At 57.6% G+C, this 6,000-nt stretch carries 5 protein-coding genes and 2 pseudogenes; 2 read left to right on the plus strand and 5 right to left on the minus strand.

The genetic code is table 11. The features are described 5' to 3' along the window. Positions 1-28: 28 nt before the first annotated feature. The gene (locus ABGX75_RS09380; protein WP_301968294.1) at positions 29-1,330 is read right to left on the minus strand and encodes an FAD-binding oxidoreductase; all 1,302 of its coding nucleotides are present in this window, start codon (positions 1,328-1,330) and stop codon (positions 29-31) included. A 316-nt stretch (positions 1,331-1,646) separates the two neighbouring features. Here ABGX75_RS09380 and ABGX75_RS09385 point away from each other — a divergent pair. Then, positions 1,647-2,626 (plus strand): annotated as a pseudogene (locus tag ABGX75_RS09385) (succinylglutamate desuccinylase/aspartoacylase family protein). Positions 2,627-2,683: 57 nt separating this feature from the next. On the opposite strand, the gene dusA reads toward ABGX75_RS09385, so the two are convergent. Further along, complete coding sequence (gene dusA / locus ABGX75_RS09390) at positions 2,684-3,724, minus strand: tRNA dihydrouridine(20/20a) synthase DusA (protein ID WP_347410592.1); 1,041 nt, start codon at positions 3,722-3,724, stop codon at positions 2,684-2,686. Between the two features lie 101 nt (positions 3,725-3,825). Between dusA and ABGX75_RS09395 the strand changes: the two genes are divergently transcribed. Beyond that, the gene (locus ABGX75_RS09395) at positions 3,826-4,884 is read left to right on the plus strand and encodes a site-specific integrase (RefSeq protein ID WP_179152242.1); all 1,059 of its coding nucleotides are present in this window, start codon (positions 3,826-3,828) and stop codon (positions 4,882-4,884) included. Here the strand turns inward: ABGX75_RS09395 and ABGX75_RS09400 are convergent. The 3 genes and pseudogenes from ABGX75_RS09400 to ABGX75_RS09410 form a co-directional block, all read right to left on the minus strand. Then, on the minus strand, positions 4,878-5,330 hold the full coding sequence (locus ABGX75_RS09400; RefSeq protein ID WP_347410593.1) for a hypothetical protein: 453 nt from the start codon (positions 5,328-5,330) through the stop codon (positions 4,878-4,880). The genes ABGX75_RS09395 and ABGX75_RS09400 overlap by 7 nt on opposite strands. A gap of 77 nt (positions 5,331-5,407) precedes the next feature. Further along, entirely contained in the window at positions 5,408-5,722 is a 315-nt protein-coding gene (locus tag ABGX75_RS09405; protein ID WP_347411450.1) for an HNH endonuclease signature motif containing protein, read from the minus strand. Positions 5,723-5,862: 140 nt separating this feature from the next. Beyond that, positions 5,863-6,000 (minus strand): annotated as a pseudogene (locus ABGX75_RS09410) (IS481 family transposase); the annotation flags it as partial.

The following is a 6,000-nucleotide window of genomic DNA, read 5'->3' on the forward strand; positions in this document are numbered from 1 at the left end:
ACAAGCGATGGTCGTGGGTGGTGGATCGTCAGATTCCCAGCCTGTCGCGCAGGTTATAGTACCAGGCGCCCATGGCGGTGAGCGGAACCTGCAGCCTTCGTCCTCCGGGGAAGGAGTGCTGGGGCAGGCTGGCGAAAATATCGAAGCGTTCAGCCTGTCCCTGAATCGCATCGCTGATCACCTTGCCCGCCAGATGGGTGCAGGTGAGGCCATGGCCGCTATAGCCTTGCGCGTAGTAGATGTTCGTTCCGATGCGACCGAACTGCGGGAGACGCGTCAGCGTCAAAAGGAAGTTGCCGGTCCAGGCAAAATCCACTTTCGTGTCTTTCAACTCCGGGAACGTCCTGAGCATCTTCGGGACGATCAATGCCTCGATTTTTGCCGGCTCACGCGCGCCGTATGTGACGCCGCCGCCATAGACCAGCCGGCCATCACCGGACAGGCGAAAATAGTCCAGGAGGTAATTGCAGTCCTCGACGCAATTGTCTTTCGGGAGCAAGCGCCGTTGTACCCTTTCCGGCAGGGGCTCGGTGGTGATGATCTGGGTGCCGCAAGGTATGGCCTTGGACTCCAGTTCTGGCAGCAGGCCATTGAGGTAGGCGTTGCCGGCGACCAGCACGTAGTCTGCTTCGACACTGCCTTGCTCTGTATGAACGACCGGCTTGTCACCTTCGCGAACGTGCAGTGCCGGGGACTCTTCGTAAATGGTTCCGCCCAGGGACTCCACGGCGTCGGCTTCACCACGCACCAGGTTCAGGGGGTGGAAATGCCCGCCGCTGTGATCGATAAGGCCACCGGCGTAGCGCTCGGTTCCCACGTATTGCTGGATGGCATGTGCGTCGAGAAGCTCGAGCTGTTCGTGGCCGTGTTTTTCCCAGAGCTTTTTTTTCTCGACCAGCTCATCGAACTGCTTGCGGTTGCATGCAGCGAAAATGCCGCCTTCCTTCAGGTCACATTGAATGCCGTAGTCTTTGACGAAGCGGCGCAGGATACGCCCGCCCTCGAAGGCCATCCGGCCCATCTCGGCGCCGACCTTCTGGCCGTACTGGCGCTCGATGAAGTCGATGTCGCGACTGTAGCTGTTGACGATCTGTCCGCCATTGCGGCCGGAAGCACCGAATCCGATGCGGTTGGCTTCCAGGACAACCACGTTGTAGCCATTCTCGGCCATGTGGAGGGCGGTAGACATGCCGGTAAAACCGGCGCCGATGATGCAAATGTCTGCCTTTACATGACCCAGCAGGGGCGGTCTTGCTCGCGCGTCATTGGCGGACGCCGCGTAATAGGACTGAGGATAAGACGTTGCCAGCACGGTTTGCTCCCGAACCATCGTTGTGTCTTGGCCAGCCTTTGCTAAATGTCGGCCTTGTGAGTCTTTGCGTTGGGATAACGTTACGAAGGAGTGGCAATCCTGTGATATACCCCCTTGGGTATATTTTGAGTGCAAGTCGCGAGGACGGTGCCACGAAGTTCTCGGGAAATGAGCATGTATCATGGCTTGCAGCAAGACGATGCTCGAAAGACTGCACTGCCGTATGGTTCGCGCCTTTCAAGGATGACTAAAAAAGAATCGCTTGCATGAATGGGGTATCATGAGGCGCCATGGCGGATATCAAGAAACTGCCGCTTCTCGTATAGGACAACTCATGGCTCGTGCTCCCTTCGAACTGGCCGGTACACGCATTCCTCCCGGCAGCCGGGCACAGATCGATGTGCCGGTGGCCAAGCTTTACACCCATGCACCGCTGCATATTCCCGTCGAGGTCGTCCATGGTCGTCAGCCCGGGCCGACCCTGCTGGTCTGCGGCGCCATCCACGGCGATGAGATCAATGGGGTCGAGATCGTGCGTCGCATGCTCAGACTGGCGTCGTTATCGCGCTTGCGCGGCACGTTGATCGCGGTCCCTATCGTCAATGTATTCGGGTTCGTGCAACAGACCCGCTATTTACCCGATCGGCGTGACCTGAATCGTTGTTTTCCGGGCAGCGAGGTCGGGTCGCTCGGGTCGCGTGTCGCGGCGCTGTTTCGCGAGCAGATCGTCGATCTGGCGACGCACATCGTCGATCTGCATACCGGGGCGATTCATCGTACCAACCTTCCCCAGGTGCGGGCGCAGCTGCGTGACCGGCCCGAGACGCAGGCCATGGCGGAAGCATTCGGTGTGCCGGTGATCCTCAATGCCGAATTGCGCGAGGGGAGTCTTCGGGAATACGCGCAATCGCGCAACGTGCCGGTGTTGACCTACGAGGCGGGCGAAGCGTTGCGCTTCGACGAGTGGGCCATCGCGCCGGGCGTGCGGGGTGTGCAACGGGTCATGCGCCTGCTGGGCATGCTGCCCGCCGATCGGCGGCGGCACGCGACCGCCTCGGCGGAGGTGGCCAATGGGTCGAGCTGGGCGCGCGTGTTGCGCGAGGCGATGTGCTGGGGCGCGTCGCCGACCCGTTCGGCAACGCCGAGCAGGAGGTGCTTGCCAACGCCGATGGCATCGTGATCGGCATGAGCAATCTGCCACTGGCGAACGAAGGGGAAGCCCTGTTTCATGTGGCCCGTTTCGATGAGATCGAAGAGGCCGAAAACGCCGTGGAAACATTCCACTCTGACTTCGAGACGGGGCCTGGCCTGTAGCCCCGTCGTGGGGTGGCCCGGCAGCGGAGTGGCCGGGCGCGTCATGCGGGGGCGGTGTCAGGCGATGGCCCGCTCGGGGTCGTGTACCTTGCTCAAGGCCTCGTCGAAGACCGCGAGATCGGCGCCGGGACGGTGAGCGTTTTCCGACAGATGGCGGCGGAACTGACGTCCGCCGGGGCAGCCCTGGAACAAGCCCAGCAGGTGGCGAGTGACATGATTGAGCTTGGCGCCTGCCGCCAGGCGCTCTGCGATATAGGGCCTCAGGGCACGTGCCGCCTCCTGCCGGCTGGTCACGGGCGACGGTGTGCCATAGAGCGCGGCATCCACGCCGGCCAGCAGCCAGGGGTTCTGGTACGCTTCGCGCCCGATCATCACGCTATCGACGTGCTCAAGGTGTGCTTGGCAGTCTTCCAGGGACTTGATACCGCCATTTATGCCGATATGCAGTGCGGGATACTGGGCCTTGAGCCGATGCACGCGGGCATAGTTGAGCGGCGGGACATCGCGATTTTCCTTGGGGGAGAGTCCCTCGAGCCACGCCTTGCGGGCGTGGATGATGAAGGTGTCGGCGCCGGCGTCCGCGACCGTGCCGATGAAGCGTGCCAGGTCGGCGTCCTCGTCCTGGTCGTCGATGCCGATGCGGCACTTCACCGTGACGGGAATCGAGGCCGCGGCCTGCATGGCGCGCACCGCTGCCGCGACCTTGTCGGGGTACGCCATCAGGCAGGCCCCGATCAGGTTGTTCTGTACCCGGTCGCTGGGGCAGCCCACGTTCAGATTGACCTCGTCGTAACCCCACGCCTCGGCGATCGCCGCGCATTCTGCCAGCTCGGCAGGGTCGCTGCCGCCCAGTTGCAGTGCCAGCGGGTGCTCCACGTCGCTGTAGCCCAGGAAGCGCTCGCGAGGGGACCCATGCAGAATTGCCCCGGTCGTGACCATCTCGGTGTACAGCAGCGCCTCGCGGGTCAGCGTCCGAGCGAAGGCCCTGTAATCGCGGGTCGTCCAATCCATCATCGGGGCGACGGAGAAGGTTCTATCCAGCTTAGGCCGCGTGGCTGTAGGCTTTCCGTGGGTTGTGACGTTTTCGCTCATAACCATAACTGGTAATATTTACAGTGATTTTGCCGCGTTTTGCGTGCTGTGTTGTCACAAATTTGGCACCGCGTGGCATCCGAATTTGTCACATTGCGGGAGGGGTTGTGGCCACCATCGTAAAGCGGCGGAAAAAGGACGGCAGTCTCTCATACCTGGCTAGGATCCGCATCGCCCGTAAAACCAGCGGATATTATACAGAGTCGCGGACGTTTCCGCGCAAAGCAATGGCTGAAGAGTGGGCCAAGCGCCGGGAACTGGAGCTCAGCGCCCCGGGTGGGGTGATATCAGCGAAGTGGCGACATGTCACCCTCAGTGATGCTTTCGATCGCTATCTTATCGAGTTCGGGCAGGGCGCTGGGCGTTCAAAGCGTGCCACGATCGAACAACTCGGAAGGTTCCCTATCGCCAGAGCGCTGATTACTGAGCTCACTAGCGAGCAGGTCATCGATCATGCCTTGATGCGGCGTAACAGCGGGATCAAGCCCTCGACGATCAACCAGGATGTCGTTTGGCTCGGGATCATCCTGAAAACAGCCGCCGCGGCTTGGAAGATGCCCGTCGACCTCAACGAATTCGAAGCCGCGAAGCTGCTCTTACGAGGGAAGGGGCTCATTGCCAAGGCAGAAGAGCGCGATCGGCGACCATCTGAAGATGAGATACAGCGGCTTCGCTCGTTTTTTCGACGCTCACAGCGCATCCGACCTTCAGCGATTATTCCCATGGAAGACATTATGGACTTCGCAATCGCTTCAGCCAGACGCCAGGCAGAGATCGTTCGGCTGCGATGGAGTGATGTTGATGAAAGCTCGATGACCTGCCTCGTGAGGGATGCGAAGCATCCCCGACAAAAGCTTGGTAATCATAAGCGTTTCAAGCTCACTCATACGGCCATGAATATCGTAAAGCGGCAGCCACGGCAGCAGGGCGTCGACGAGATATTTCCATTCAACAGCAAGTCTATCGGGACCCGGTGGCGCGGTGCCTGCGCTGCCTGTGGCGTAGAGGATCTCCGTTTCCATGATCTTCGCCACGAAGCAACATCGCGGTTATTCGAGTTGGGCTACGAGATCGTGGAGGTGCAGCAATTCACGCTGCATGAAAGCTGGGATGTGCTAAAGAGATATACTCACTTACGGCCCGAGAATTTAGAGCTCCGTCACTGATTTATTCTTGGGCATGCCTTTTTTAATTTTTGGTAATATTTGTGGCATGTTTCCTTCTCCTCTTTTTTTAACTGCCGAGGTGGAGTGAAAGCATTGATGATGCCTGTTTCGGGGGGTAGGTATAAGTTTTTTTGTATTTCCATGACGTCATGGCTTAAGTCTAGCATTGCTTTGCTTGAGCATAGTTTCAGGCCTTTGATTCTGATGCTTTTTACTTCGTTGTAAGTTAGCTCTGGGCATTTTTTAATTGTGAGGTTCATGAAGCTTTCTGTGATTTCAGGGTCGCTGTTTTTGTAAAAGCTTTCTGTTGCATGTGTGAGCATTGAAGCTATTAATATTAAACCGCATAAGGATTCAAATAATGAAGTTATTGGGTTTTTAAATACTTCAGGTAAGCTAAATACTGTTAGTAGGTAAAATGGAAGTAAGCTCGCTGAGGCAGCCAAAGCGGTTATCCACGACTCACATTTCATCCAGGTGAAAAGGATTGCGGTGGAGGTGATTAGTATGATTAGGAGGTTTTTTATAAAAGAGATGGTTCGTTATCCTGATTTTGCAAATCAATGTTCTCACCTGTTTTTTTATTAAGGTGGGTGATGTCAGTCGAATTGTTAAGCACATGCATCTTTCGATGGCAATTTGGACACAGCGCGACGGTGTTCTCGATCGTATCTTCGCCACCGCGAGCTAACCACTCAATGTGATGGCACTCGAGATAGGGCTCGCCATCTTTAGTTATGAAGGGCGCAGGTTTTTCACACAGTTCGCAGATGCCGGCGGCCCGACGTTTGGCGTAGGCGGCGACATAGGGTGAACGACCATATTGCGCTGTTATCACCGTTCTGGATCCCGCTGTAGCGGGAGCTTTTTTTGCACGGCTAAGCAGCTCACTATCTGACAACTTCCGCGCTTGGCGTTCGCGTTTCTGAAACGTTTTGCCAGCGGCGCCAGTGTCCAATAGAGCCGGTGTGTTATCTTTTAACTGTAGATGTCGGGTCCCGTGTGATTAACCACCCGTTTGGTAAATAACTCAGGCCGCTTGGCCTGCCATTCCTTCATCGCCGTGATCGGCGATTGATGATGCAGCGCTTTCTGCGGGATATGGTGATTGTACAG

The organism is Chromohalobacter sp. (assembly GCF_039830575.1).
GTDB classification, from domain to species: Bacteria; Pseudomonadota; Gammaproteobacteria; order Pseudomonadales; family Halomonadaceae; genus Chromohalobacter; species Chromohalobacter israelensis.

Bases quoted from the DNA above. Each gene is read 5' to 3' on its own strand.
- ABGX75_RS09380 (WP_301968294.1), bottom strand. From the start codon at position 1,330: ATGGTTCGGGAGCAAACCGTGCTGGCAACGTCTTATCCTCAGTCCTAT.
- dusA (WP_347410592.1), bottom strand. From the start codon at position 3,724: ATGGTTATGAGCGAAAACGTCACAACCCACGGAAAGCCTACAGCCACG.